Origin of the sequence: Polyangium sp. 6x1, assembly GCF_029946515.1 — a bacterium.
In the GTDB taxonomy this organism is placed as follows: domain Bacteria; phylum Myxococcota_A; class Polyangia; order Polyangiales; family Polyangiaceae; genus Polyangium.
In genome coordinates this window covers 38,152-64,614 of the sequence record NZ_JARZHH010000010.1, presented here as the reverse complement: position 1 = coordinate 64,614, position 26,463 = coordinate 38,152, and the positions used below count along the sequence as shown (strand labels likewise).

Sequence of the window (26,463 nt, the reverse complement as noted above, 5' to 3'; positions counted from 1 at the left end):
ATCCTACACGAACGCCCGCCCCGTCCCCGGCCGAAAACTTGTCCCACGCCCCGCGTCCGTGAGACCCCCCTCCCCACCATGACGATCCCCCGCTCGCAGGCCGAGCTCGTCACGCTGCGCAAGCTCGCCCAGGACCTGGCCGCTGCGCGAAAGGAGCGTCCGACGAGCGTCCACCTCCTCGCCGCCATCGCCTCGCGCGACGGTCAGGCCGGGGAGCTGCTCCGCGAGCGGCGCCTCGACGCGGATACCCTCCTCAAGGCAGGTCGTTCCTTCGACGAGGACACGCCCGATCCCCTCGCCCGCGCCGCCGTCGCGGCCCGCGAGCTCGGCAAGCGCGCGCCTCTCGGCGAGCCGAACGCGCTCCACCTCGTGCTCGCCCTGCTCGCGGATCGCTCTTCCGCCGCGCACCGCGCCCTCGTGCAGGCCGGCGTGGACACGGGCCGGCTGCGGACGGCGGCCATGCAGCTCTCGCTCGGGGTCGTCGCGGCCCGACGCGTGTCGCAACCCGCGGGCGGCAAGACCACGGAGGCCGAGCCCCGGCCCGCCCCGCGTTCGCCGACGCGGCTCGACCTCGACAAACCCGCGCCCACGCCCTCGAAGCGGCCGACGGGCACGGGCGTGACGGTCCCGCTCTTCCCGCCGCCGGGTCGGCTCGGCCAGGAGCAACGCCCGCCCACGAAGACGCCCACGGTCCCGCCGACCGCGGCGCCCTCGCCCCCGCCGCCGCAGGCCCTCGCGACCGCGACGCCGGTCCCGCTCCCCACGCCCGCGAAGCCGGTTGATAAGGACCGCAAAACCAAGGCGCGGGAGATTCTCGCGCCCGGGCCCACGATTCCGGAGGGCCATCCGCTCGCGCTCGATCGGGCGAAGACGCCGACGCTCGCGGCGCTCGGGAAAAACCTCACGCTCGCGGCTTGCCTCGGGGAAATCGAGCCCGTGATCGGCCGGGACGCCGAGGTCGACGCGGCGCTCGACATCCTGGCCAAGAAAAACCAGAATAGCTGCCTGCTCGTCGGGCCGGCCGGCGTCGGAAAGACCTCGGTCGCGCGTGGGATCGCCGAGCGCCTCGCCCGCGAGGCCGATCGAGACCCGTCCGCGGCGCGGCTCTTCGTCGAGGTCGCCGTCTCCGAGCTCGTCGCCGGCACCGGGACGCGCGGCGCGCTCGCCGAGCGCATGAACGCCATTTTGCGCGAGATTCGCGAGGAGGGCCGCGCCGTCATCCTCTTCGTCGACGAGATCCACGAGCTCTTCTCCGGCGGCCTCGACGAGGCCACGGCCGAGATCAAGCTCGCCCTCGCCCGCGGCGACCTGCGCCTCGTCGGCGCCACGACGCCCGAGGAGCACCGCCGCGCGTTCGAGCCCGATCCCGTGCTCGCGCGGCGATTCTCGGTCGTCGAGATCGAGGAGCCGGACGAGGCATCGGCGTTCCTCCTCTGCAAACAGGTTTGTCAGGGCCTCGGCGCTCACCACGGGCTCGGGTACACGGACGAATCCATCGCCTCCGCGGTCTCGTGGTCGGTGCGTTATCTGCCGGGCCGCGCGTTGCCCGACAAGGCGATCGGGATCCTCGACCTCGCCGGCGCGCGCGCGCGCAGGCGCGCCGGGGCCGGAAAACTCCCGCCGGTCCGGCCCTCCGAGGTCGCCGAGGTCCTCGCGAGCCTCGCGGACATCCCCGAGGAGCGGCTGCTCGAGACCGACCGCGAGCGAATGCTCAATTTGGAAAAACTGCTCGCCGATCGCGTCGTCGGCCACGCGGCGCCGCTCGCTCGCATCGCGCGGGTCCTCCGCCGCAATGCAGCCGGCATTCGCGCGGATCGGCCGCTCGGCACGTTCCTCTTGCTCGGGCCGACGGGCGTCGGCAAGACGGAGACGGCCAAGGCCATCGCCGAGGCGCTCTTCCATTCGGCCGACGCGATGACGCGGCTCGACCTCTCCGAGTACAGCGAGGCGCACGCGACGGCGAGGCTCATCGGCGCGCCGCCCGGCTACGTCGGGCACGAGGCCGGCGGCCAGCTCACGGAGTCCGTGCGCCGCCGCGCCTACCAGGTGATCCTGCTCGACGAGATCGAGAAGGCGCACCGCGACGTGCTCGAAGCGTTCCTCCAGGTCTTCGACGAGGGCCGCATGACGGACGGCCGCGGCAGGCGGGTCGATTTCACGAACACGGTCATCGTGCTCACCTCGAACCTCGGCGCGGCCGAGGCCGGGGCGCTCAAGAGCGAACGTTCGGTCGGGTTTTCCCGCGCCGCGACGCAGGTTTCACCGGACAAGCTCGAATCGACGATGCTCGCCGCCGCGCGCGGGGCCCTGCCGCCGGAGCTCTACAACCGCATCGACGAGGTGCTCGTCTTCGGTCCGCTCGGCAAGGTCGAGGTGAAGGAGGTCGCGCGCAGGCTGCTCGCGGCGCTCGGGCGCGGGCTCGAAGACAAGGGCATCCGCCTCGACGTGGAGCCGGCGGTGCTCGACGTGCTCCTCGCGGAGGGCGGGTTCGACGAGGGGCTCGGCGCGCGCCCCATGAAGCGCGCGATCATGCGCCACGTCGAGGCGCCGATCGCCGAGATGATCCTGCGCGGCGAGCTGCCCGCGGGATCGGTCGCGCTCCTCTCGGCCGATCGTGGACAGATCGTCGTCGACGCGGTGGACGAAGCCGCCGGCGAGCTCGCGACGGGCGCTTGAAAAAGCGCGCAACCCCTCTCCCGTGAGGGAGAGGGGTTGGGGATGAGGGAATCGTTCGACTTTGAACGATTCGCCCGCGGCGCGATTAAACCCCGATGTCCTCGGACATGGGCAACGATGCCGGTACCGTCGACGGGTTCGGCGAAGCCTCGTGCCGCGGCGGCCGCTGGCGACGCTCGCCGCGGCTCATCCCGCGGTCTTGCCCCTCGTCCTTCGAGGCCTGCGCCTTCTTGTCCTTGTCGTCGGCCGCGGGCTTCTTGCGCAGGCTGATGCGGTCGGCCTCGCGCATGTTGAGGCACGCGCGCAGGCCGTCCTTCAGCGTGCGCAGCGTCATGAGCCCGCCGAGGTGGATGCCGATCTCCACGAGCGTGCGCGCCACGTCGGGGCGCACGCCCGTCAGCACGCACTTCGCGCCGAGAAGCTTCGCCGCGTGCGTCAGCCGGATGAGGTGCGCGGCCGTCATCGTGTCGACCACGTCGACGCCCGTCAGATCGATGATCACGTACTCCGCGCCGCGATCCGCGATCCGCTGCAGGAGCTTCTCCGTCATCTCGGAGGCGCGCACGCTGTCGATCGCGCCGACGAGCGGCAGCGTGAGCACGTCGTCCCACACGTCGATGATGGGCACGCTGAGCTCGCGGATCGCGATGCGCTGCCGCTCCACCGTGGCGAGCTGCTCCTCGAGATCGCGCCGCGACGCCTCGAGATCACTCATCGCCTTGTCGTGCTCTTCGCGGGTCTGCTTGAGCTCCCGCAAAAGCACGAGCAGGCTCTCTTCGAGCGCCCCGAACCGATCCTCGGTCAGCGCGCCGGAGAGCCCGATGGCCTCGTCGAAGGCCCCGACGGAAGCGAGCGAAAGCGCCTCCAGGACGCGCTCGATCCGCTTCCCCTCCACCACTACCGACTCGTCGGTCGCGTCCGTCATCCCGATGGTCTCCGATGCGTCCCTCCTACATACGGGAAGATGCCCATGAGCATCAAGTTCCACCTGATGCCGGCGACGCGTGAAATTGTGCTCTCCGCGAATCCGCCCGAAAAAGCGTCCGCAGAGGGCGGAAAATCGGCCGAAGACGGGGGGCCAAGGCCGAAGCGGCGGCACCCCCGGGCAGGGCTTCAGGGAGGCGAGAGCACCTTGACGTCGATCGACGTGTTTGCGTCGGTCGACGTGAGGGTCACGATCGCGTCGCCGGGCTTGCCCCCGACGAGGATGAAGACGGCGCGCGGCTCGTCGGAGGCGGTGCTGTGGTACGCGTCGCCCGGCGTGAAGAGATCCACGTAGCCGGGCATCACGCGCACGATGTCGGGATCACTCGACGTCGCGTTCGCGTTCTCGCAAGGGCTGCCCTGGTAGGTGCACTCGATCGCGAGCGCGATGCCCTGCGAGAGGCGGACGTCCTTGTCGACGGCGTCGAGCTCGGCGACGGCCGTGGGCGGCGCGACGGTGAGCGCGGTGAGGCTGGGCTCGCAGCCCGCGGCGAGCGCGGCGGCGACGACGAGCAAGAGGGCGGCGCGGGGGCTCACGGCTTCACCTCCAGCACCTTCAGCGTGACCGCGACCTCGATGTCGAGCGCCTTGACGGCGACGGTCGTCTCGCCCGGGGCCGTCGCGACGATGCGCCGGCTTCCGGCCACGCCCTCGTCGAGCATCGTGACCACCTGCGGATCGGCCTCGAACGCCGCGTCGAGCTCGCCGAGCAAGCGCTGCGGGCCTCGATGCGGCGCGGCGACGAGGGTGAGCTCGTCGCCGACGAGCATCTCCATCGCAGCGGGCAAGGGCGAGGTCTGCAGGCCTCCCGTGGTCACGCGGTGCAAGCGCAGCGCGTCCGCCTCCGCGACCCAGACGTGCAGGAAGTCCACCACCAAATCGCTGTTCGACGCTTGGGGCTTCGGATCGCCTTCGGCGTCCTGCGCCCCAACCCCCGGCATCGTGATGAGCATCGACGCGAGCCCGGCCTCCTGGGCGTGGAGGCGGTCGGCGTCGATCGTGAAGACCGCCGGGTTTGCCGAGACAAACGTGAGCGGCGGCGTGGCGGCCCCCTCGGTGGTGACGGAGACCTGGATGGGCAAGCTCGCGCCCTTGGCGATGGGGGCGTCGATGCCGGCGACGGCGCAGACGAGCTCGCTCGGGGGGCAAGCCGCGGTCGTGTCGGTCTGGCCGAGCGCGCCGGACGAGCCCTGGGCACATCCGGTCGCGAGCACGAGGAAAGGAAGCAAAAAGCGAGGGAATGGCATGGGGCCGACGATAGCAATGGACGTGCCCCTCGCGAAATCGCGATCGCACACGGGTCCGGCGGCCCGGGAGGCAGGGCAAGAACGTCATGGCCGGCGCGGCGATTGCACGGCGAGGCACGTTCGGGGGGGAGAGGCCCCCGACGAAGCACGAAAGGGGACAGGGGATGGCCACGTCGCTCCTTACGACAGTCGAGAATCGATCGGGCGTCGATTCGCTCGCGGAGGCCGTGCACCGGCCGGTCCAGGCGGTCCTGCAGAAGCGCCCGGAGCTCCGGACCACGCTCGACGGGACGTGGCTCGGGCACCCGCTCCACGCGGCGCTCACCGATTTCCCGGTCGGCGCGTGGGCGACGGGGGTCGTCCTGGACATCGCCGGGCTCGGGCGGCGAAAGAAGTCGCTCCACGACGCGGCATTCACGGCGCACGCCTTCGGGCTGGCGGCCGCGGGCGTGGCGGCGCTCGCGGGGCTCGCGGACTGGAGTTACCTCGACGGAAAGCCGCGGCGCGTGGGCTTCGTGCACGCGGCGCTGAACACGGTCGCGGCCGGCCTCTTCGGCGCCTCGTTGCTCCTGCGCAAGAGCGGCCGGCGCGGGGCGGGCATCGCCGCGTCGACGGCGGGCTTCGGCGTCGTGCTCGGCAGCGCGTGGCTCGGCGGGGTCATGTCGTACCATTATGGCATCGGCGTGAGCCACCGGGCCTTCGAGCAGGGCGGGCCGAGCGGCTTCGTGCCGGTGCTCCGCAATGACGAGCTCGCCGACGGGCAGCTCCGCCGCGTCGTGGCCGAGGGCGCGCCGATCCTGCTCGCCCGCGCGAACGGCCGCGTCCACGCGATCGGCGATACCTGCACGCACCTCGGCTGCTCGCTCAGCGCGGGCCGCCTCGACGGCGAGCGCGTCATCTGCGCCTGCCACGGATCGCAGTTCCGGCTGCGCGACGGCCGCGTGATGGTCGGCCCCGCGACCGACTCGGAGCCCCATTACGAGACGCGCGTGCGCGACGGCCAGATCGAGGTCCGAAAATCGGGCCTCAATGGTGCGTCGTAATACGACAATCCCAGCCGCAGCCGGGTCCGTTCGCCGCGGCTGGGCCTCCGTTTGCATCGGGACGTCGGGGACGCTGCCTCGCGGCACGAATTCGCCCACGGAGCAAGGAATGGTCCGTACCGAAAGCCTGGCCGATCACCATCGAAAGGCCGCCGAGCACTTCGAAAACGCCGCGGTGCACCACCGGATGGCCGCGGAGCAGCACGAGCGTGGAAACGAGGCCGAGGCCATCCGGCACGCGATCGAGGCTCGGCGGTATCACGAGCAGGGAATGCGGCACGAGCAGGAGGCCGAGAAGCGGCACGCCGCGTGAAACCAATCGCCCGAGGAGGACACCATGACATGGCCCCGATGGATCAATGTCGCACTGGGTATCTGGTTGCTCATCGCCCCGGCGGCGCTCGGATACGTCGACGTCTACGCGGTGAACAATGACCGCCTGCTCGGCATCTTGATCGCGGCCTCGGCGATCGCCGCGCTCTGGGCGCCGAAGGCCCGGTTCGTGAACGTCGTGCTCGGCGCGTGGCTGATCATCGCGCCGTTCGTCCTCGGATACTTCGGCGGCAGGGCCGTGGTGAACGACATCGTGGTCGGCATCGCCGTCGCGGTCTTCGCCTTCATCCCGAGCCGCCCCGTCACGCACACCACCACGACCCCGGGCTCGGGCAACTTCAGCTGACCCGACCCCACGGACCAAAACTTGGCCCGGGACCTCGCCCCGTGGGAGGTCTCGGCCATGTCCATTCGTGTCGCCCGGCCCTGGCTCGTGGCCTCTGGCCTCGTCCTCGGCCTCGTCACGGTCCCGGCGCCCGCGCTGGCGTGGGTCGACGTGCACGTCGCGGGCGACGACGTCCGCGTCGACGTGAACAAGGACGGCTCGGCCCGCGTCGAGCACAAGATCACCCTGCGCGTCTCCGGCGGGCCGCTCAAGTCGATCGACCTGAAGGGCGTCGACGCCGACGCCGTGCCCGAGCCCGACGGCTATGTCGTGCCGGGACGCGACGCCGCCACGAACTCGCTCGCCTCGGCCACGCCCGTCACCACGGAGATGCTGCCGCCGCCGAGCCGCGCGCGCGACGACGGCCAGCCGAATCCCTCGGCCATGCGCATCCGCTTCGACGCGGACAAAGGTTTGTCGCGGGGCGTCTTCGTGGTGTTCGTCCGCTACCGGACCGAGCTCTTCCGCCGCGGGCTCGTGCAGCGCGACGGCTCCATGGCGCGCCTCCGCTGGACCGGGCTCGCGTGGGAAGACGGCTTCGACTCGGCGCGCGCCACGTTCGTCCTGCCCGCGGGCCCGACCGAGCCGCGCCCCGACGAGGCCGGCGTCGCCGCCGATCCCTCGAGCGAATCGGCCGCGCCGCCGTCGGTCCTCTCGACCGTTCGCCGCTCCACGGGACGCGACGAGCTCGAGCTTTTGCGCCCCTACGCGCCGAAAGGCGAGCCCGTCACGTGGCTCGTCCGCTTCGACGCCCGCGCCCTCGAGGTCACCGCGCCGCGCGCCGAGCCGACCACCGTCGCCTCCTCGGGCCCCGCAGCGCTCGCCCCGGATCGCCGCACGTTCGTGCTGGTCGGCGGCGGGCTCGCGTTTGTCCTGTATGCCCTGCTCGTCGCCTGGAAGACCCGCGAGGTCGAGCGCGCCGCGCGCGCGGCCGGCGCCGAGCCGCGCCCCTTGATCCCGGCCCCGCTCTTCGTGCGGGCGACGGGCGCGGGCCTCGCGCTCGTCGGGGGCCTCGCCTTGCAGCTCACCTTGCCCACGGGCACGGCGGGCGCGCTCCTCGTCGCGCTCGCCTCGGCGTTCGCCGCGTTCCGCGCCCCGCGCTGGATCCGCGCCTCCTCGCTACGCGGCCCGGGCACGTGGCTCCCCGTCTCCGAGGAAGAGGCCTTCGCGCGCGCCGCGCGCCCCTCCGCGCAGGCGGGCTTGCTCGACGTCTCCACCCGCGCCGGAAAAGCCCTCTTCGCGTTCGGCCTGCTCCTCCTCGGCGCGGCCGTGTGGTTCGTCTCGCGCACCTCGATGTACCATGCCGAGCTCTTCGCCTACGACGCGGTGGCGCTGCTCGCGCTTTTCTGCACGGGCCGGCTCGCCGAGCTGCCGCCGGATCCGGTGGCCTCGGCCGCGCCGCTCCTGCGCGACGTCGCCAAGCGCGTCCGCAAAGCGACGAAAAAGGCCGGCGAAGAGGTCCGCATCGTCCCGCGCATCCGGGTGCCCGAGGGCAGCGCGAAGGCCGACGAGCTCCGGCTCGCCGTGGTCCCGCGCTCGCCGCTCCCGGGTTTTTCCGGGCTCGAGGTCGGCGTGGTGCTCACGCCGGCCGCGGGCTCGACGTTGCGCTCGCCGGAGGTCTTGCTCCGCGTGACGTCGGGAACGGCGTGCGAGGAGGCCGTGGAGGCGATCGCGCAGCAAGGCCGATCGCAGCGCGGGCGTCGGTCGACGGAGCGCGCGATCTCGCTGGTCCCGCGCTTGCCGACGGCGTGGATGACGGCGGACCTCGTCACGCGCCTCGTGAACCTCCTGCGCGAAGGGCGCAAGGCGGCGGACGAGCGCTCGGGCATTCGCCGATCAGCCCAGGTCATCGCGGCGTCCGAGGATGGCCGAGCGGCTTGACGCCGGGCAGGTTTTCCCGCTTGCTTCGAGGGCGCCCGTGACCGCCCCTTCCGAAAAACCCCCTCGCCTGTTCGCCCGGATCGCCGCCGCCGTCTTGCTCCTCGGGGTCTTCGCCTTCCTGGTGGCCGCGCAGAGCAGCCCGAGCGGGCCGGCCTCGCCACCCGCGGGCGCGGAAGCCGAAGCACCCGCGCCCGCCGAGCCCTTCGGCCCGGCCCCGGCGCCGCCGGATCCGGCGCTCGTCGCATTGCTCGACGGGCTCACGGTCGGCAGCGAGGTGAATGGGTGGAAGGTGGTGAACTTCTACCCGACGAACGAATCCGTCGTCTGGATGGAGCTACAAAAGGGCGAGGTCTTCTTTTCGGTCGGAATCGGCCCGAAAGGAACGGGCAAACCGCCGCCGCCGATCCAGACGGAGACGTACGAGGTCGGCTACGGAATGCCGAGGCCGCGCAATGCGGGGATTGCCACGCAGGAGATGACGGCGGCCGCGGAGCAGGTGGCGACGCGGATCCGGAAGCGGGAGAAAGAGGTCCCGAGGCCGAAGGGGCTTTGAAGGGCCGGCCTAGCCGCCCTCTTCCCCCACGATCCCCGCAATGTCCGCCGGCAGCGGCGAGCTCGCCGTGAACGCCGGCACCTTCGCGTCCCCGCCCCACGCAATCCGCGACGCATGCAAGGCATGCCGCGCAAGCCCCGGCACGCTCTGCCCACCGTACAGCGTATCCCCCGCGAGCGGATGTTCAATCGCCGCGAAATGCGCCCGGATCTGATGCCGCGTCGCCTTCCCGGCCCGCGCCTCCACGAGCGCCCATTCTCCCCGCTCCGACAGCTTCCGGTACGTCGTATGCGCCGGCCGCGGCGCATACCGCTCCACGTCGCGCGGGTGCACACACGGATACACCCGACGCCGATCCTTCGGGTGCGGCGCCAGCGGGATCTCGATCGTCCCCGTCTCCGGCAAATCCTTCGCCGCGCAGACCAGCAAATACCGTTTGTCGAGGCGCTCTTCCTTGATCGCCCCCGTCAGCACCTCGAACGCCTCGCGTGTCCGCGCCGCCAGCACGAGCCCGCTCGTCTCCGTGTCCAGACGATGGCAGAGCCCCGGCTCCCGCGCCGAAAAGCCGATCCCCGCGCACTCCGGGTACCGCGCCACGAGCGCGTTCGCCAAGGTCCCTCGCTCCCCCGGCTCGAGCGGCGCCGTCGGTTGCCCGGCCGGTTTGTCCAGCACGACCACCTGGCTCGTCTCGAGCACCACCACGAGCGGCGTCTCCGTGTCCGGCAACGCTCCGCCCGCGAGCGACGCCGGATCGAGCTCGACCGCGACCACGTCCCCCGCGCGCGCCACGTCTCCCTTCGCCACCCTGCGCCCGCGCTCGCCTCCGCCCTCGTGCAGGCGGACCTTGCCGGCCTCGAACAGCCGCTTCGCCCCCGCTCGCCCGAGCGTCGGCATCACCTCGAGCAGGAGCTTGTCCAAACGAACCCCTGCCTGCGCCTCGTTCACCGTGATCTTCATGGTCTTCCGTGATGTCCGCCGCCCACGACGAACGCTCGCTGCTCTACCGCAACGTCCCGCTCCACGATAGCCCCACGACGGGCGCGCGCCGCTCTCCCACCTGACTCTGCCCGATCACCCCGATGACCGGCAGCGTCCCCGGGGCCTCGTCGTGCGCCTGCTTGCCGGGCTTCGACGCCGCCTCGGCCTTCGGCTTCGTCATGAACCACCCGATCGCCGCCCCTGCGAGCGTCATGCCGCCCGTCAGTCCCACCCAGGCCCGCTGCTGCGTCTCCGTCGGCCCGTCGAGCAGGAGCGGGCTGCCGAGCGCCGCGCCGCCGAGCCCGCCGAGCAGCGCCCCGAGATCCATCGCCACCACCCGGTTCGCCGCGGGCCGCCAGTGCACCGCCAGCGCCGCCGCCCCGAGCCAGCCGAGCCCCGCGCCGTACCCCATCCCCGCGAGCGGAAAGCTGTCCACGTTGCCCTGCACGAGCATCTCCGTCATGCCCCCGAGCACGAGCCCGAGCCCGCCGCCCGAGTGCGCGAGCAGCGCCCCGCCCTCCGACATCCCGCGCAGCGCGAGCCCCAGCGTCGACAGCGTGAGGCCCGTCGTGCCCGCCACGATCCCCGCCGTCCATTGCTCCCCCTCGCCCCCCGACGCGCCGAACCGGCCCGCGTAGATCAGGTGCCCCGCAAACGATGGCCACCACGCGCCCGACGCGAGAAACCACGCGGATCCGACGCCCACGTCCCACTCCTCCGCGACGAGGATCGACGTGACGAGCCCGCCGCCTGCGCCGACGGCGAGCAGCGGATAGAGCAGCCGCGGATCCTCGGATCCGCTCGCCCGCTGGATCGAATACCCGAGCAGCCCTCCGAAGAGCGTCGCGTTCACCGCGAGCGCCGTGCGGCCCGCGCTCTTCGCGGGGTACGTCAGCGTCCCCTCGGGCGCGCGCCGCGGCTCGGGTCGACGCGCCGGCATCGAGCGCAGCCCCGTCACGAGATCGCGCAGCATCACGACCGCGCGCACCGCGAGATCCGCCTGGCTCGCGCGCTCGATCCGCACGCGAAGCTCGGGCGACGACGCCTCCGCGAGCACGATCCGAAGCTCGATCTCGCCGTCCTTCGCGCGCACGCTCGGCACGATCAGCGTACTGCCGAGCGAGCCCGCAAGCGCCACGAGCTCGGCCTCGTCGTCGGGCGCCGCGTGGCGCTGATCGAGATCCAGCACGAGCCCGAGATCCTGCGCCGCGTCTGCAAGAAGCGCGTCGAGCTGGCCCGCGATCGGCGCGAGCTCCGTGCCTTCGCCGGCCTCGCCCGGCGGCCCGGGGCGCCGCTTGATCTTCGTGGGAAACAGGACGGCGGAGGTGCGCGCGGGCTCCGCGCTCGCGCTCGTCGCGCCGTTCGTCCGCGGGGCTTCGGCCGAGGCGGGCCCCGCGACGCCGAGCGCCGCGAGCACCCCCAGGAGCCGAGCCGCGCGGCCGCCTTTCAGAACATCACCACGCCGCTCGCGAAGACGTCGAAGGTATTGCTGTCGCTCACCCAGAACCGCCTCCCGACCGCGTTGATCGTGGGACGATAGTTCGGGTTCGGAATACCCGTCGCGGAGACGAACTCGCCGACGTTGAGCTCGTTGCCGCTCTTGCACGGGCCCGACTGCCCGATGTCGTCCTTGAACGACGGGTTGCACGGCTGATCGCCGGTGATGCCGTGCTTCTGATCGTGCGTGAACCCGAAGCCCAGGTTGAACTTCACGTACTCGCTCGCCTGCCACGTCACCGACGCTTGCCCGCGGATCGACGCGTATTGCTGCACGTCGGTCAGACCCGTGACGTACGTCTTCTGCGAACCCTCGTCGATGATCGAGATCGGCTGCCGGCTGCCCGCCGGCGCGTTCTCGTCGTAGGCCGGGTTGCGCCTGTACTTCGACCACTGCGGCTGGCGCAGCGAGCTCGCCGTGCTCGACCCGATCGCGTCGAAGATCTCCGAGTAGTCGCGGCCCTCCGACGTGTACGTGCCCTGCGCGCGCAGATCGAAGGTCAGACGGCCGAACTTCTCGCGGTTCTCCCACGGGATGATCATGAGGCCGAGCGTCATCGTGCCCCGGATCGGCGGCCGGTTCACGAGCGAGCCTTCGAGGTCCGTGAGGCCGTAGTCCGAGTCCTCCTGCTGGAACTCGAAGAGCGCCGAGAAGCCGCCGTACGGCTCCAGGTACTTGATGCGCTTCGAGACGAGCGTGTGCACCTCGAGCCCGATCGTGCCGCGCGTGACGCCGGCATCTCGCTCGCCGACGGCGGTGCCTTCGAGGTTGCCGTTCGGCTGCCCGTTTCGGTTGATGTCCGACGGGTGCGCGCACTGGACCTGCCCCGACGGCGCGCCGGGGTTGCACGCGTGCATGGGCGTGCCGAGCGAGAAGCGACCCTCGACGCCGAAGAGCAGCGTGGGCTTCGTGCGATCACGCGCCTGGTTCATGAACGCGCTCGTGTCGATGCCGACCGCGAGGTATTCGAGGCCGCTGCGATCGGGCGACTTGAACGGCAGGCTGAAGAGCTGCTCGCCCGGCGCGCCCTGGAGCACCACGCTCTGCACGGCGTCGCTGCCGTCGAGGCCCGTGAGCTCACGCGAGTTGTTGAGGATGATCGGCGCGCGGAAGTAGACCGCGAGATCCTTGTAGAGGCCGATGTCGATGCGCGGGATGATGCGCGAGGTCTGCTCGCTGAACTGCGCCACGTTCATGAGGTTCGACGTGAACCCGCCCGACGTGAGGCCCGGCCCGAAGATGTTCGTCTCGCGCTGGACCTTCGCGCTCTTCGACGAGTACTGAAAGCCCAGGCTGATCGCGATGTCGAACGGATCGCCCTCGTCGAAGGCGTCGATCACGTTCACCACCTCGCCGGGCTCCTGCATCACGCGCGGCTCGGTGGCGCTGCGCGGTTCGTCCGCGCGCGCGCCCGTCGTCACGAGCGACGATGCGAGCCCAATAGCGAGGGTGAGCGCGAGCGAGACAGGCGATCCCAGGCCCCGCCTCCCGAGGCGAAAGCCATTGCCCTTGCGATCGCAGAACGTTGCGCCTTTCATGGCAGACCTTTCCGTTGGACGGACGCTACCGGCGCTGGGGCGAACGTGTCAATTGGAACTACCAGGAAACCCGTATGCCCCAGGCGGCGCGGCCCTGCTCAGGCCCCGCCGAGGGGCGACGGGTCCGAGGGGGGCTCGGGGATGTAGCTGTCGCGGGGCCGCGGCTCGGTCACGGGCGCGTCGTCCTCCCCCGGCTCGATCTCGTCCGGGAAGATCGCGTCCGTGATGTCCTCGGCGTTGAGCTCCTCGCGCGCCGAGCTGAGATCACGCGACGTCTGATCGAGCCTGTCGGCGAGCACGCCGAGGAACTGCCAGAGCAGCTTGACCGCGAGCTCGTGCTCCTTGCGCAGGATCTCGAAGAAGTCGTTCCTGTGCAGCACGATGAGCTCACTCGGCTCGATCGCGGTCACCGTCGCCGATCGCGGCATCGCGCGGATCAGCGCCATCTCGCCGAAGTGCTCGCCGGGGCCGAACTCGTTCAGCACCGTCTCGCCGCGGCTGATGCGCACCTGCCCCGAGAGCACGATGAAGAGCTCGTCGCCGCGATCTCCCTCTTGCACGACGACCTGATCGACGTCGTAGGAGACCACGTCCGCGACCTGCATGATCCGGAGCATTTCGCGCTCGGACAGGCGCGAGAAGAGCGGCATCTTCGCGAGCACCTCGCGCTTGAGGTGCAGCCGCCGCGCGCGGTTGTCGTCCTGTTTGTCGCCGGCGCCGAGGCGAACCAGGATCGCGGTGATGTTGTCCTTGCCGCCCTTCCTGTTCGCGAGATCGATGAGCTCACGCGTCGCCGTCTCGCCGTCGGCTTCCTCGAAGTACGGCTCGAGCTCCGCCGTGTGCGCGATGTATCCGTGCAGGCCGTCCGAGGCGAGCAGGAACTGGTCACCGGGCAGCACCTCGATCGTCAGCGTGTCGACCTCGACCCGCTCGTAGACGCCGACGGCGCGCGTGATCGCGTTCTTCTGCGCGACCTTTTCGATCTGATCGCGCGTGAGCTTTCCGCGCTTGATCAGCTCGTTGTAGACCGTGTGATCCTCGGTGATCTGCTGCACCTTGCCGCCGCGAAGCAGGTAGATGCGGCTGTCGCCGACGTGCGCGATGAAGCCGTGCGAGGCCACGATCAAGAGGGCCGACAGCGTCGTGCCCATGCCGCGTTTGTTCGCGTCTTGCTTCGCCTCGTCGTGGATCTTCGCGCAGGCTCGCTGCACGGCGAGCTCCAGCATCGCGAGGATCTCCTTGGCGCCTGCCCGACCGCTCACGCCCTCGCGCGCGTACTTCTCGACGACGTCTTTGTGCTTCTTGACCTCCTCGTGGATGATCCGCACCGCGAGCGCGCTCGCCACTTCGCCGGCCGCATGCCCGCCCATGCCATCCGCGACGATGGAGAGCGCGAGCTTCTTGTCGACGAGGAAGTTGTCCTCGTTGTGATCACGTACGCGGCCAACGTCCGTCGCGGCGTAGAACTGGATGTTTTCGGACAGCGCCATCGGACGCGAGGCTACCACGGGGAGTCGAGCGCCCACCACCCCCTGCCCGGTTCGCCCGAGGTGTGGTGAGCGACCATCCGCCGACCCGGGCCGCGCTTGGCCGCGTCCGATGTCAACGAATCGTTGCGATGGTCTGGTGGTTCAGCGAGAGGAGACGGCCGTCCTCGGTCCAGAGCTCGCGTTGTTCGGCGCTGTATCCATCCGCCGCGACGAGCACCTTGCCGCGGTGATAGAGCGGCGCGTGGGCGACCACGTCGTCGAATGGCGGAAAGAGCTGGAGCGTGAACGAGACGGTGCCGACGGGCCGCGGCTCGGGCATGACGGAGAAGGACGCGGGCCAGGTCGCGTCCGCGAGCGCCGTGAGATACGCCGCGTCGAGCTTTGGGCACGGAGGACGCAATCGCACCCAGTTCTCCGTGACCGGCGACGAATGCCCCGAAAAAGGGAGCGGCCCCGTCACGCGATATTCGAAAAACTTCGCGAACGTCGGCCATTCTTGCGACGGGAGGGGCGGGGCGTCGCTCCACGGGCCGAGCTGGGGCGGCGCAATCTCGCAGAGCGCCATGCCGTCGGCCCGCGTTCGCGCGAGAATGCCGACGGCGTGCGTGATGACCGAGCCTCCTTGCACCACGCGCGCCGCCACGGTCGTCACGCCCGAGCCGCGGCGCAGGACCTCGACCAAGATCTCCGCCGGGCCGGGCAAAAGCGGGCCGCAGAGCTCGGCCGTCAGCGTGCGCAGCGGCCTCGCCGCGTCGTCCTCGGCCGCTTCGAGGGCCCGCACGAGCGCGGCGAGGGAAAACCCTCCGAACGCGCCACGCCCTTGCTGCCAGCCATCGGGGACGTCGAGGGAATATTGACCTGGCGCGACGAGGCGCCCGGTCGTGAGAGCGACGAAATCAACCATGGGATCGGGCACTCGTAGCACGCGGCCCGCCTCGCGCGCACGTCAGAGCGGCTCATCGCGGAGCAGCGACAAAAGCACGCGCTTCTCGGTCGCGTCGGTGACGACCTCGAGGACGCGGTTGATCTCGCGCACGGCGGCCGCGACGAGCAGCGTGCGCGCGCGCGGATCCTCCGCCGCCCTCGCCGCGAGCGCGCGCACGGCCGGGTGCGCGCGGTTGAGCACGAGCTTCCCCGACGCGGCATCGAAGCGTAGAGGCCGCCCGCTCCGCGCATACCGCACGCCGGTGACGACCTTCGTGGGCGCGAGGCCGAGTTTGTCGATCGCTTGCAAAAGCGAAGGGCCGAGCGCGCGCGTGGCCGGCTCCACCGGCTCCGGCGGATCGAAGAGCAACACCACGCGCGACACGAGCGCGCCGAACCACGACGCAGCAGGCTCCTCCTCGAGGCCGCCTTCGGCCTCCGGCGCCTTCGGCTCGGCGACGTCGGGCGCGACGAACGGCGTGATCGCCACGCCCGGCTGCGCGGGCACGTTTGGCACGACAGACGCATAGGTGAACGCGTGCACGGCCGCGAGCACCGCGGGTTGCATGACCTCGGGCTGTGGCGGCGCGTGTTTTTCCAGGACGAACCCGCCGAGCTCCCGGACGATCCGCGTCCTCGCCCGCAGCACCGAGGCGAGCACGCCGCCGTCGCGCAGGACGAACGGAGGCGCCTCGCCCGGAAAAACCCCTTCCGTCGAGCCCTCGTGGCGCGTGACCCAGACCTGCCCTTTCGCCTCGATCTCGGCCACGACCTCGGACGCCGGCACGCGCGTCCCATCGGCCGCCACGACGTCGAGCTCCCCCACATCGCCCCCGAGGAACTTGAGGATCCACCGATACCCTTCGACGAGCTCCGCGGGCGCGCCCCTCTCCTCGGCGGCTTCGACCAGTTCGAGCGTCCTCTCGACGAGGAATTTTCCGAGCGCCGCGCGCATGGCCGACGTGTCGAGGTTCCCGACCCGGGTCGGCGCGACGAGCAGCCGCCCGCACACCGGCACCGTCCCGTCGAAATGCTTCGGGCCGGCGACCTCGTAATGCCGCGAGACCGTCTCCTTGTTCGTCGCGTCCCGCACCTCGATGCGCCCTGCCCCGGCCCAGGACGGCGGAAGCCACAGCATTCCCTTGACGAAGAACGGCACACCGGGGACCGGGCCGTGCACGGACAGCTCGGCGAGCACCGCGGGCGGCGGGACAAACCACTTCCCGAGGTGCTCGTTCGCCTGCCCGGCGACGCGCGCCCGCAGGCCCTCGCGCGCCGCGTGCCCTTTGATCCCGTCGAACCCGCGGTTCGTCGGGAGCGAATCATCGTTCACCACGGCGAGGATGGGCCAGCCGTCGCCATCGAGCACGCTGCAGAGCAGCCGCCGCGTCGTGTGCACGTGAATGCCACGGGCAGGGGCGTGCTCGGGCATGAGGATCCCGATTTCACCGAGGACGCCGTCGCCGCGGAACGGAAGAACGTCCATGCATTTCGCCCGCTGCGTCGCGTCGAGACCGATGAAATCGAGCGGCGGAGCGAGGCGGCGTTGCTCGGCGGCGAGCTCGCGCCTCAGGGCCGGCGATACGTCCTCGAACAGGGCGCGTGATCGGATCGCCTCGAGCTCCTCGGTCGTGAGGGCGAGCGGCGGGCGCGGGCGCGGCGCGGAGGGATACGGCGGCGGGAAGCTCACGTACGGATACGGGGACGAGCCGTCGCCCTCGATGTCCGCGATCGAATGGTATCCGCCGAGGATGTCGGGGAACACGCGCATCGCGGCCCGGCGCTTCGCGAGCGTCTGATCCTTGCGAGAATGGGCGCAGACGACACGGCGGAGCGACGTCCGCGCGAACGAGGGCAACGCGTCGAGCTCGTCGGCGAGCGATTCGAGGTGCTTCTTCGCCGATTTCGTCAGATCCACGGCGATGTCGCGTTTGTCGTTGGCGTCGAGGTCGACGTCCTCGACCCGCACCTTCGCGCGGAACGGGAACATTCCGTCGACGTCGAGCGTGACGACCTCGCCGCGCAACGTCTCGACCTGCACGTCCGCGCGCCCGCTCTCCGTGAGCTCGATCTCCCCCTCGTAATGCGAATTCAACGAAGCGAGATCGACCCGGAGCCTCGGATGCGCCGGCGAGCCCGGGAGCCGCGGCCGGCCCTGCGCCGCCTCGCCCGTGCGACGCGCTTGCAAGGCCGCGAGGGCCTCGCTCACGTCGACGAGCTCGTATCCCATGCCGACGAGGATTTCCCGCAGGAGATTCCCCTCCGGCGAGGCGGGCGTGTACACGATGGGCGCGTCGAGCTCGCTTCCGCCGCGCGTCGGGGGTTGCCATTGCGTGTATCGCGTCCGCCCATGAAAGAGCTTCGCGCTGCCCGGCACGAGCTCACTGAACGCGCGCTCGTCCCCCTGCACGGTCGGCCAGCGGAAATCCGCCGCGCGAAGAGCGAAATCCGCCTCGAGGATCTCCGAGCGCGTCGCGTCCTGCGCCGAGACCTTGTACAACGCGGCGACGAGTCGCAGGACGCGGTGGTCTCCGAAAAACGCGGCCATCTCTCGGCCCTTCGCGTGCACGACGAGCCCGGCGGCGAGCGAGCAGGCCGCCGAATAGACGCGCGCCTCGGCGACCGTCGCGCCCGCGGGCGTCACGTCCGAAAAAGGAACGACGAACGTCTCCGACGCGAGGAGAATACGCGCGACGACGGGGACGGGCAGGGTCGTGAGCTTTCGCGTGCAGAGCAGCCGCTTGTCGAGGAGGATCTCGACCTCGGCCGTGCGAAGCTCGATTCCGCGCCGTGGCAAGGCCGCCGCGACGGACATGGACGTCTCGGTCTGCTCCTCCTCGTACCAGAGCGCGGTGAGCCCCTCGGGCTCGGCGAGCGGACCGCACACGAAGGGATCGAGCACGGGTTTGGCGCGAAAGACCCGCCGATCATACTCGGTGCGCGCGCCTTGCTTTCGCGCTTCGATCTCGCCTTGCGCGTTCTTGGCCCGACCGCCCGCCCACCGCTCGAACGCGTACGCCTCGCGGTCGTCGAGGCAAAGGACCGGGCGCCAGGCGAGCGTCGGAAAATCCGGCGCCGCGCGGAGGAACGGAATCATCTCCGGCTCCGGATACCGTTTCCGCACCGATGCGAGCGAGACGAGCTCGGGCCGCCCCTCCTCGTCGAGGACCTGCACGAGCGGGAGCGCCTCGATTCGCTCCGTGAGCGGGTGATTCCTGTGCCGCGTGATCGCCTCGACGACATACGCCCGGAGCAGAGGCCCCGGCGCGCCCGTCGGCGGATCCTTCAGCGCCGCGCGCGCCTCCGCGTTTCCTTCGAGCGCCGCGACGATTCGCTTCAAGAGCTCGTCGCGCACCGGCACGAGAAACCCCATGTCCCGCGTCCACACGACACGATCCCACGAGGGCGCGGGCACGAGCCCGTCGTATTCGACGACGATCGTCGTGGGCTCGATATACTTGTCGGTCGCGACCACCTGGAGCAAGACGCCGGCGTGGAGCCACAGGATCTCGTCCTTGCGGGCCGGCGCGATGACGCCTCGCCCCTGCTGCACCTCGAAGGGCATCGAGGGCAAAACCTCGGCGAACGGCCCCTCCGCGCGTCGCGACGCGCAGAGCTCGTGGAACATGCCGAGCCGCGGCGTCACGGGCTCCCGGGGCGGTCGCAAGGCCCGCGCATACGGGACCAGCGTCACGCCTTGAAATACCTTGGCGAGCCAGCCGAGCTCGAGGTCCGTGACGGCGACGACGGGCCGCTTGTCCGGAGCAACCCCCGTGGTCCCCGGCGGCGCATGGCAAATGGCATTCGTGCGATCGACGTACGTGCGCAGCTCGGCGAGGCTCAGCGGGAGCCGCTCGGGATCGGGCGAGGGCCAGAAGCTCCGCGTCCAGAGGGGCGTATACGCGGAGAGCGCCGGCTCGGGCGGAGGATCTTCAATGCCGAGCGCCTCGGCCGCGCGCACGAACGCCCCGACCGCCGCGCGCGCGAGCGGACGCAATCGTTCGAGGTCCGCGGCTCGTTTTTCCTGCGCGAGCCGCTCGACGTGCGAGCCGAGCGCGAGGAGCGAGAGGCGCGTGAGCTGAAAGATGGCGAGGCGCAGCGCGTCGCTGTCGTGCACGCCCTCGTACGAAAAGCGGGGCACGATCTGCCCGTCCCACGCGAGGGCCGCGTCGATCGCCAGCGGCAGTTTGTCGCGGTCGACCGTGATCGTGTCGATGTGGCGCCCCTCGACGTAGACCCGGACGGTGGAGGGCCGCTGCCCCGAGCCGATTCCTTCCGCGCCGAGCGCGAGCTGCCCGCGCAGCCCGCGAAAAGGCCCGTCCTTGACGTGGAACGTCTCCTTGACGACGTGATCCGGCTCCGGCGGCACGGCCGGCTCGCTGCGCGGCCGCGCGTGGAGGCGACGCCTGCGCTCGTGCGCGACCTGCGCCGCCGCGATGCGCTTCTCGGCGCCCTGAATCTCGAAATCGACGAGGATGCGCTCCGCGAGGCGCCCGCGCGCCCAGACGACGTCGTCGAGCCAGGGTTCGAGCTCGGCCGGCGCAGGCTCCTGCCCCTCGAAGACGTACACGGCCCCCTTGTCCCGCGAGAGCAATGCCATCGGCGTGAGCGGCCCACCGACGGCATTCCGGAGCAGCGGCAATTCGAGCAGCGCCCGCGCCTGCTCCCCGAGGTCCGTCCCGCGTAGCAGCGCCCCCGCCGCGACACAAACGAACGCGCCGAGCGCGTCTTCGAGGCGTGCCTTGTCGTGCTGGAGCACCTCCACGCCGGGCAAAGGTTTTCCCTCGCCCGTGACGAGCGCCACGAGCGTCCGCAGCGCGTCGACGAGCCCGCTCCGCGCCGCCTGCTCCGCGCGGAGCGCAAGGCCCGCATCTTCGCGCAATGCGGAGCGCGAGGCATTCGTGGGCAACTCGTCCGCGTCGACCATCACCCGGACCGGCAGCTCGACCTGCGCGTGCGCCGCGCTCGGAAACATGGGCTCCGCCGCGAAGGGCCGCCGCAAAAGGAGGACCCCGAGCTCCAGATACTCGACGACCGGCGGCCCCGCGGGCACGGCGAGGATCTCGATGGCGCCGCGCCGGAGGTCCTTCTCGCGAAACCGAACGCGCAAAAGAGGCTGCGGTCGCGGCGCGAGGGGAAGGGATTCCCCCGCCCTCCGGAGCGCGAGCGGCGCGTCGTGCATCGCGTCGCCGAGGAGCCCAATCTCGCGCGGCAGCTCCCGCCGCGCCGCGCGCTTCAACGTCTCGAACCCGATGCGCCGGCGCACGTGCACGCGGCTGCCCCGCTCCGGCATTCCCTTGGGCAAAGCGACCCGCTCGACGTCCGGGAGCGGCGCGTCCTCCCCCGCGAGGACGGACGGGACAAACCGCACCCGCGCGGCCTTCGCCTCTCCCGCGGCGCGGATGTGAATGTCGACGAACGAAGGCCCGAGCCCGAGCGCCGCATTGACGCCGAGCGCGAGCCCCCGCAAAGCGCGCACCGAGCCCCCCGCGTCCAGCACGTGATCGAGCAGCCGTGGCAATTCGTTCTCGGCCAAAGGCTCGCCGTCGAACACGAACACGACGTCGTCGGCGTCGTACTGCACGTCGAGGAACGTGGCCCCCGAGGCGACCGCGGCCCGCGCGATCTCCGCGGCATACAGGTGCAGATCGACGAGCAGATGCTCTCGCAGCTTGGCAAGCGCGCGCCGCGCGTCGACACGAATGCGCCCCCGGGCGAGGATCTCGCGCCCGTCCTCCGCCATTCCGCTCATGCAATCCCCTTCGCCGAAGCCTCGAAAAGCGAATCGGAGACCTTGCCGGAAGGATCCGGGCGCGAAAGCAAGAGGATCCGCGCGAGCAAGTGCGCCGCGACGAACGCGTCCTCCCGGGCCCGCTCACGCGCGGCGAGCACCACCTCGTGGGTCGCATCGAGGAGGAGCCCGCCCCGGACCCGCTCCGTGCCCCACCCGCGCTCCGCAAATGCCATGCGGCAAAGCCAAACCCCGACCCCTACGCACCGCACATCCCCCTGGACGAGGACACAAGGCGAGGGAATGGTCGCGCTCGGCCGCGCGAGCGCCACCCGATCGACGCGAATCCCGGCCCCGCGCAGGGCCTTCTGCACGCCGAGGCAAAGCTCCCCATCGGCCTTCGTACTCTCCGCATCCGGGAGCTCGTGCAAAAGCACCCAATGCTTCTCCACCGCAAGCGGCCCCGGCAGGGGTCCCCGCGCGGAGAGCGACGAGACGATGGCCGGATGCGGCACGAGCACGACCGGCTCCCCGACCTGCGCGAGCGCGCGGCCAAGCTCGTCGGCGCGAGGCGCGACAAACATCTGCTTGCGCTTGAAAAGTGTTCCCTCGGAAGCGACGTGCTTCCCTTCCCAGGCGGCGACGAGCGGCAAAACAATCTCGTCCTTGGGCAAAGCGAGCGGCGGCGCGCAGGCCGCCTCCAGCAATGCGACATACGAAAGGACGAGCTCCTCGTCCGGAGGCGGCTTCGCCTTCGCGAGGTCCCGCGCCGCCCGCGCGAGCCGCGAGCCGAGCTCGCGCCGGAGCGACCCGTTCACGAGGTCGCGCACCTGCGAGACGATGCGATGAAACGCCTTGTCCCTGAGGACGTTGTCGCGGCTCAACGTATGCCGCAAATGGGGGCTATCGACGCGAAACCGCACATGCTCGAGCCCCGGGAGGAGCGGCTCTGTGGTCTCGAACAGCGTGAGTCCGCGATTGTAAAACCCAGCAAACGTGGGCTTTCCCCAGGCCGGATCCTCGGGCGCGGGCGCCGTCGCGCAAAACCGCTCCGACCCGGCCGAAGGCCCCACGACGATATGCTCACCGCCCCGATGCGTCTCCACGAAGATCGGCGCCGGCACGCCGAGCGCCCCATCGATCCGCCGCGCCCCATTTCCCTCGGCTCGATCCGGATCGGACACGTGCAATTCCATGGGCACGGCCGCATACCTGCACCACCGCAGGAGCGCGCCCTCGATCCGAGCCCGATGCTCCTCGAACCGAGCGGCCTCCATGGTCTGATGAAGCGAAACGATCGTCCCACTCCCAGCCCGCGGCGCGAGCCGTTCGAGCTCGTAGCGATGATCCCGAAACAACCGAACGCGATGGCACGCCCCGTCCCGCCACGTATCAATCTCGACGACGTCAGGATCGACGGCAAACACACTGACGAACCCGACCCCGTACTTCCCAATCTTGGACGAATCCCCCTCTTTGGAGGAATTGAACAGCGTGAGCAAGGGCCCCTCGATGACGGCCCGATCCATCCCCGCGCCGTCATCCTGCACGGAGGTCGTGACGCTCGTCCCCGACCGCTCGACGCGCACGACGAGCGCCGTCGCCCCCGCGTCGATGCTGTTCTGCACGAGCTCCCGAACGAACGCATGCGGATCAGCAAACTGCCGAACCATCTCGGCCACCGGCCCCGCCTCAGGCCTCTCCGCCACCTCCCGCTTGCGCTCGGAACGATACGGCATGCCGTCCGCGAGGCTACCACAACCCCCCGCAAACCAAGCCGATGACCCCGCAAGGACATGCGACAAGGTCGATGGCAAGGCGGCATGGGAGGAGGATCGTACGAGGATCGAACGAGGATCGCAGCCTCTGACCCCCCGGAGCACACTTGCCCCTTGACTCGCCCAACCCGCCACGTACGATCCCGCGGTCCTTCGCCCGAAGAAGGACAGTCGTGCCCCCGTAGCTCAGTGGATAGAGCAGCGGTTTCCTAAACCGAAGGTCGCAGGTCCGATTCCTGCCGGGGGTGCCCAATGATTTCGAGGGGTTACGAGCCATGTCCCCTCGCTCCCTCCCCGTCGCCCAAAGCTGTGGCCTCACTGTGGCCTCAACCGAGAACGGCGGCCGAGCCCAGCAGAGGACGTGTCCTCTCCGGGCCCTGCTCGACTGTCTGGAGACGTTCCTGGGATGCGGGCGGCGGTACGGTGGTCTCGCCCACCGTGCTCTGGTCGACCCTTGCCCCCGGCGTTGCACCGAAGGACCCGTGGCCGGGCGTCAGTTCTTCTCCCCGTCACCGCGGCGGCGGACAGGCAACCGACGAGCGGCCTCCTCGAGGTCTTCCTTGAGGAAGTGCACGTAGCGCTGCGTGGTCGACAGGTTCGTGTGACCTGCCATCCGCTGCACGACATGGACCGGGATGCCCGCGCGGAGCCAAGCCGTGATCGCGTAGTGGCGCAAGCAGTACACCGACCACCCTTCGACCCCGGCCCGCTTGCTCGTGCGCGCGAACGCCTGCTTGAGCCCGAACTGGCCCCACGGCTCCCCGGCGTCGTTCAGCGCAATGTACGCCTCGCGCGCTGCGCTCTTGACAACCACCGGGGCGAGGAGCCTCGCGAGCTCGCGCGAGATGGGGATCTCGCGCTGCCCGGTCTTCGGCGTATGGATCTCGCCGTGTGACCGACCTTCGCGCACGGTGAGGAACCCGCCGACCGCCACGCCATTCTCCCACCGGAGCTGCACGTCCTTGCCTCGGAGGGCGCGAACTTCGTTGGGACGAAGCCCGGCATCCGACATGAGGGTGAAGCCCAGGCGGTGCGTATCGCAGGCGACCCCGAGAATCTGCTCGACCTGATCGTCGCTCGGAATCTCCAGGATGCGCTGCCCGACCTGCTTCAACTTCGGCAGATTCGCCGGCCGATCCTCGACATACCCGCGGCTCTTGGCGAACCGCAGGACCGATCGAAGCACGACCTGCGTGTTGTTCCGCGTCGAGCGGCTCAACTTGCGCTTCGTCAGCGCGAGGTCGAGATCCGCGGCCGCCTTCCCGTCGACCTTGTCCACGCGCAGCTTGCCGAACTTCGGAAGCAACGAGGCCCGAAGGACCGAGTCGTACCCCTTCCGGCTGGTGACCTTGAGCTCCGCGACCATGAAGGTCTCCCGGAACTCGGTAACCACCTCGGCGAAGGTCTTCTTCGGCTTCGGCGCGGCGTTGGCTCCGGACGAGTCGCCTGAATCGCTTGCCGCCGGCCCAGCTCCCGGCTCGTACGGCTCGCCATGGTTGGCGATGTTGAGCAGGTAGCGCTTCTCCTCCGCACGGGCCGCGGTCCACGTTTGGACCTCGGCATCCTTGCGGAAACGGGCCCGCCTGCCGTCCCGCTTCTTGTATTGGATGTCAATCAACAGCCGGGTTTCCCCGTATCGTTCTACCTTGCGGACTGCCATGGTCAGATTCCTTTCCGACCATCCCAGCCACCTTTGCGAGGCTGGGACTGTAGCACGTGGTCCGTCCTCACGGGACACCCCAAGCCTCGGAGAACCGGACTCGCCAGATCCGGCCGAACTTGCGCGCTCGCACCCCGTCGACACTCGCCTCGGTCACCCCGTCCGGCGCCCGCACGGCGCGGCGCTCCAGCGTCTTGCGCAGCGCGCCCACATTCATGCCGAGGTGCGCCGCTGCGCGGTCGATGGGCACCCATCCCCCGACCGCTTGATGGGCTTCTCCCTGCTTTGCCGACATGCGGGGACCTCCCTTCCTTGCCGCCCATGTCCACCTCCCAGGCGCGCGCGAGGGCTCCGCGGCGCCATGTGAATCGACCACCGGCAAGGGGGCTCGAGCTCTCGGCGAGCGACCCCTCCCCAGCGTCGGTCCCCGGAATCTACGGCAATTCGCCGCAGACTTTCAAGCCATTTCCATAGCCAAATCAATAGTTTAGAGACAGAGATCAAAATTCCGAGTTTTGATAGAGGATCCCGAACGCAGCACCTTGTTTTGCCGCGTGGCAATCCGAGGATCGCCGAGAAATCGATCCACATTTCGCATGCTCGCCGAGGCCCTCTCGCGGAAACCACACGAAAGCTCGTCTTCCTCCTCCGCGGACAAGCAAATCCTCGGCTGAGTTCTCGGGAGTCCTCGGAACCGACCCCTCGAAATGAAGGCCCCAATCCCGGGCGCCCTCGAAATCCCCTTCCCTGGCTCGGAAAACGGACCGCTCGAGGATGCGACGCCCCTGCCCGGGAAGGACCACCGCAGTGCGATTCCGTACACCAGACGCCTCCAAATAACGTCGTGCTCGTCGTGCAGCTCCACGCTGCCGAGCTCGAGCCACCTCGCGTGACGCTCCCCCGAGGCCGCCCCTCCCGGCCCCGCCGCGGCTCCGATTCGGAGCCTTTCTCCGACCCGCCTCGGAAATCCCGGGCTTTTTCTCGGAAGCGCTCATGCTTCACACGCCAAGTCAATTTACGTCCCGCACGGCACCCTACATCGATTGCCGTACGCAAATACAACCAGCCGTGGACACGATCCGGCTTCTCGTCACGCTCCGAGACGCGAGGTTCGACGGGGCCAACCGCACAGTTCCTCAATCGAAACACTGAACACGTCGAAATCCAGCCGTAAGGACGACGATCAGGGACTCGAAAATTCTGGCTGCACGGCGCGCGACGCCCCCGCGATGGGAAATGAGTCGGCGTTTAGGCTGTCTCCGAGGGAGCCGTTCCTCGAAACGAACAGCACCTCCTCGACGAAGGGCCAGAATGGAAAACCCTCGGCACCGGGAAATCCCATGGATGCGATGCGAGCCTCCCTACCGTCTGGAGTTGATGACCCTCCAGATCGGATCGAGGGGTTCCAGTACAAAGAACCTGACATGACCCGACATGGCTACTTGAACGCTGGATCGACACCGAGCGTCGTTGCCGGGGAGCATCACGACGTGCCGCACGCCCCTCCGAGTGAGGGGTCTCCGCTGCCCCGCGAGGGGACACCAGATCTCCTTCAAATATGCTGGGACGAGCGCATCCGCAGTCCACTTGTTTTGCACTCAAACTACTTGGCCAAACCGAGCACGTGGGCACTCATACAACTTTTGTGTTTCCCTGAATCGATGAACTCGGCATACTCCCACCAAGGATTATGAACCACCAAGAGCCCTCTGGGCTCGACGGGCAGTCGTCTGCCGTCGAGCCGGATCTCGGCGGTCATCCGCT

Annotated in this window: 18 protein-coding genes and 1 tRNA gene; 7 read left to right on the top strand and 12 right to left on the bottom strand. The window is 70.0% G+C overall.

Annotated features, from left to right (window positions below):
* Window positions 1–78 precede the first annotated feature (78 nt).
* Window positions 79–2,676, top strand: coding sequence for an ATP-dependent Clp protease ATP-binding subunit (locus QHF85_RS12675; RefSeq protein WP_281327403.1), 2,598 nt, complete (start codon window positions 79–81; stop codon window positions 2,674–2,676).
* A gap of 85 nt (window positions 2,677–2,761) precedes the next feature.
* Here the strand turns inward: QHF85_RS12675 and QHF85_RS12670 are convergent, their stop codons facing one another.
* The 3 genes from QHF85_RS12670 to QHF85_RS12660 all read right to left on the bottom strand — a co-directional run bounded on the left by QHF85_RS12670 (window position 2,762) and on the right by QHF85_RS12660 (window position 4,907).
* Window positions 2,762–3,601: an STAS domain-containing protein gene (locus QHF85_RS12670; protein ID WP_281327402.1), complete on the bottom strand. Its 840-nt coding sequence runs from the start codon at window positions 3,599–3,601 to the stop codon at window positions 2,762–2,764.
* 188 nt (window positions 3,602–3,789) lie between these two features.
* The gene (locus QHF85_RS12665; protein WP_281327401.1) at window positions 3,790–4,197 is read right to left on the bottom strand and encodes a hypothetical protein; all 408 of its coding nucleotides are present in this window, start codon (window positions 4,195–4,197) and stop codon (window positions 3,790–3,792) included.
* A complete protein-coding gene (locus QHF85_RS12660; protein WP_281327400.1) occupies window positions 4,194–4,907 on the bottom strand; it encodes a hypothetical protein in 714 nt (237 codons plus the stop codon). The genes QHF85_RS12665 and QHF85_RS12660 overlap by 4 nt, the downstream gene beginning before the upstream one ends.
* Before the next feature lie 164 nt (window positions 4,908–5,071).
* On the opposite strand from QHF85_RS12660, the gene QHF85_RS12655 reads away from it, so the two are divergent.
* From QHF85_RS12655 to QHF85_RS12635, 5 genes are all read left to right on the top strand, one after another.
* A complete protein-coding gene (locus QHF85_RS12655) occupies window positions 5,072–5,950 on the top strand; it encodes a Rieske 2Fe-2S domain-containing protein (protein WP_281327399.1) in 879 nt (292 codons plus the stop codon).
* Between the two features lie 109 nt (window positions 5,951–6,059).
* Window positions 6,060–6,263, top strand: coding sequence for a hypothetical protein (locus QHF85_RS12650; RefSeq protein ID WP_281327398.1), 204 nt, complete (start codon window positions 6,060–6,062; stop codon window positions 6,261–6,263).
* A 24-nt stretch (window positions 6,264–6,287) separates the two neighbouring features.
* On the top strand, window positions 6,288–6,629 hold the full coding sequence (locus QHF85_RS12645; protein ID WP_281327397.1) for an SPW repeat protein: 342 nt from the start codon (window positions 6,288–6,290) through the stop codon (window positions 6,627–6,629).
* A gap of 57 nt (window positions 6,630–6,686) precedes the next feature.
* Window positions 6,687–8,549 (top strand): hypothetical protein, encoded by a 1,863-nt coding sequence (locus QHF85_RS12640; protein WP_281327396.1) that lies wholly within the window; start codon window positions 6,687–6,689, stop codon window positions 8,547–8,549.
* Between the two features lie 37 nt (window positions 8,550–8,586).
* On the top strand, window positions 8,587–9,102 hold the full coding sequence (locus tag QHF85_RS12635) for a hypothetical protein (RefSeq protein ID WP_281327395.1): 516 nt from the start codon (window positions 8,587–8,589) through the stop codon (window positions 9,100–9,102).
* Window positions 9,103–9,111: 9 nt separating this feature from the next.
* Here the strand turns inward: QHF85_RS12635 and QHF85_RS12630 are convergent, their stop codons facing one another.
* From QHF85_RS12630 to QHF85_RS12600, 7 genes are all read right to left on the bottom strand, one after another.
* Window positions 9,112–10,059, bottom strand: a complete 948-nt coding sequence (locus QHF85_RS12630) for an RluA family pseudouridine synthase (RefSeq protein WP_281327394.1) — start codon at window positions 10,057–10,059, stop codon at window positions 9,112–9,114.
* Window positions 10,060–10,102: 43 nt separating this feature from the next.
* Window positions 10,103–11,497, bottom strand: a complete 1,395-nt coding sequence (locus QHF85_RS12625; RefSeq protein ID WP_281327393.1) for a hypothetical protein — start codon at window positions 11,495–11,497, stop codon at window positions 10,103–10,105.
* Between the two features lie 29 nt (window positions 11,498–11,526).
* Window positions 11,527–13,116 carry a hypothetical protein gene (locus QHF85_RS12620; protein ID WP_281327392.1) on the bottom strand — a complete coding sequence of 530 codons (1,590 nt, stop codon included), beginning with the start codon at window positions 13,114–13,116 and terminating at the stop codon, window positions 11,527–11,529.
* Between the two features lie 98 nt (window positions 13,117–13,214).
* Entirely contained in the window at window positions 13,215–14,606 is a 1,392-nt protein-coding gene (locus QHF85_RS12615) for a Stp1/IreP family PP2C-type Ser/Thr phosphatase (protein ID WP_281327391.1), read from the bottom strand.
* Window positions 14,607–14,718: 112 nt separating this feature from the next.
* A complete protein-coding gene (locus tag QHF85_RS12610; protein WP_281327390.1) occupies window positions 14,719–15,510 on the bottom strand; it encodes a thioesterase family protein in 792 nt (263 codons plus the stop codon).
* Between the two features lie 42 nt (window positions 15,511–15,552).
* Window positions 15,553–21,282, bottom strand: a complete 5,730-nt coding sequence (locus QHF85_RS12605) for a hypothetical protein (protein ID WP_281327389.1) — start codon at window positions 21,280–21,282, stop codon at window positions 15,553–15,555.
* Window positions 21,279–23,000 (bottom strand): ATP-binding protein, encoded by a 1,722-nt coding sequence (locus QHF85_RS12600; protein WP_281327388.1) that lies wholly within the window; start codon window positions 22,998–23,000, stop codon window positions 21,279–21,281. The genes QHF85_RS12605 and QHF85_RS12600 overlap by 4 nt, the downstream gene beginning before the upstream one ends.
* Before the next feature lie 214 nt (window positions 23,001–23,214).
* On the opposite strand from QHF85_RS12600, the gene QHF85_RS12595 reads away from it, so the two are divergent.
* Window positions 23,215–23,287 (top strand) — tRNA-Arg (locus tag QHF85_RS12595).
* 245 nt (window positions 23,288–23,532) lie between these two features.
* On the opposite strand, the gene QHF85_RS12590 is transcribed toward QHF85_RS12595, so the two are convergent.
* Entirely contained in the window at window positions 23,533–24,699 is a 1,167-nt protein-coding gene (locus tag QHF85_RS12590) for a site-specific integrase (RefSeq protein ID WP_281327387.1), read from the bottom strand.
* Between the two features lie 67 nt (window positions 24,700–24,766).
* Window positions 24,767–24,994, bottom strand: coding sequence for a hypothetical protein (locus tag QHF85_RS12585; protein WP_281327386.1), 228 nt, complete (start codon window positions 24,992–24,994; stop codon window positions 24,767–24,769).
* Between the last annotated feature and the right edge of the window lie 1,469 nt (window positions 24,995–26,463).

Bases quoted from the DNA above. Each gene is read 5' to 3' on its own strand.
- QHF85_RS12675 (WP_281327403.1), top strand. From the start codon at position 79: ATGACGATCCCCCGCTCGCAGGCCGAGCTCGTCACGCTGCGCAAGCTC.
- QHF85_RS12670 (WP_281327402.1), bottom strand. From the start codon at position 3,601: ATGACGGACGCGACCGACGAGTCGGTAGTGGTGGAGGGGAAGCGGATC.
- QHF85_RS12660 (WP_281327400.1), bottom strand. From the start codon at position 4,907: ATGCCATTCCCTCGCTTTTTGCTTCCTTTCCTCGTGCTCGCGACCGGA.
- QHF85_RS12655 (WP_281327399.1), top strand. From the start codon at position 5,072: ATGGCCACGTCGCTCCTTACGACAGTCGAGAATCGATCGGGCGTCGAT.
- QHF85_RS12650 (WP_281327398.1), top strand. From the start codon at position 6,060: ATGGTCCGTACCGAAAGCCTGGCCGATCACCATCGAAAGGCCGCCGAG.
- QHF85_RS12645 (WP_281327397.1), top strand. From the start codon at position 6,288: ATGACATGGCCCCGATGGATCAATGTCGCACTGGGTATCTGGTTGCTC.
- QHF85_RS12640 (WP_281327396.1), top strand. From the start codon at position 6,687: ATGTCCATTCGTGTCGCCCGGCCCTGGCTCGTGGCCTCTGGCCTCGTC.
- QHF85_RS12630 (WP_281327394.1), bottom strand. From the start codon at position 10,059: ATGAAGATCACGGTGAACGAGGCGCAGGCAGGGGTTCGTTTGGACAAG.
- QHF85_RS12620 (WP_281327392.1), bottom strand. From the start codon at position 13,116: ATGAAAGGCGCAACGTTCTGCGATCGCAAGGGCAATGGCTTTCGCCTC.
- QHF85_RS12615 (WP_281327391.1), bottom strand. From the start codon at position 14,606: ATGGCGCTGTCCGAAAACATCCAGTTCTACGCCGCGACGGACGTTGGC.
- QHF85_RS12610 (WP_281327390.1), bottom strand. From the start codon at position 15,510: ATGGTTGATTTCGTCGCTCTCACGACCGGGCGCCTCGTCGCGCCAGGT.
- QHF85_RS12605 (WP_281327389.1), bottom strand. From the start codon at position 21,282: ATGAGCGGAATGGCGGAGGACGGGCGCGAGATCCTCGCCCGGGGGCGC.
- QHF85_RS12600 (WP_281327388.1), bottom strand. From the start codon at position 23,000: ATGCCGTATCGTTCCGAGCGCAAGCGGGAGGTGGCGGAGAGGCCTGAG.
- QHF85_RS12590 (WP_281327387.1), bottom strand. From the start codon at position 24,699: ATGGCAGTCCGCAAGGTAGAACGATACGGGGAAACCCGGCTGTTGATT.
- QHF85_RS12585 (WP_281327386.1), bottom strand. From the start codon at position 24,994: ATGTCGGCAAAGCAGGGAGAAGCCCATCAAGCGGTCGGGGGATGGGTG.